At 42.0% G+C, this 469-nt stretch carries 1 protein-coding gene; it reads right to left on the bottom strand.

The features are described from left to right. Window positions 1–212: 212 nt before the first annotated feature. Window positions 213–469 (bottom strand): helix-turn-helix domain-containing protein (locus tag AB4486_RS23765; RefSeq protein WP_372119040.1); only part of this gene is annotated, 257 nt, incomplete at its 5' end.

Here is a 469-nt window from a genome sequence, read left to right as displayed (position 1 = left end):
TTTTATGTGTGATGTCACATTGCATTGCATTGCATTTAATCTCATTGCATTTTAGGTGTACCCGCTTCCACTTGAGGGGTTAAGGTCACCAGCATAAATCTTTTGGTGGTAGGGACGACCAACACGTTAAACGCCTATAAGAGACAATGTAAGCCGATTCAATTCTAATGGTAGAGCGATAGGGATTAATACTCATTTAGAGGTGTAGTAGTTCAAGCAAGAGCTCTGATTACTGCTTGGGGATCTTTCGCAAGTAAATTCAGTAACACTAAAGCAGGACCTCTTGGTGTTCTATCTCCACGCTCCCAGTGACGTAATGTACCTAGACTGATACCAAATGTAGATGCAAACTCAGTCTGAGTCATTGCTACATTATTACGCACCGCTTTAACGTCAACAGAGTCAAACTTGTGAACTGTAGCCTCTTTGTTTTCGCCATCTGCGAATTCAATGGCTTCCATGAGACCTT

The organism is Vibrio sp. 10N.222.55.C6 (genome assembly GCF_041473395.1).
Lineage (GTDB): Bacteria > Pseudomonadota > Gammaproteobacteria > Enterobacterales > Vibrionaceae > Vibrio > Vibrio crassostreae_C.
Note: the sequence above shows the minus strand (reverse complement) of the source record. Positions and strands in the feature narration are given on the sequence as shown.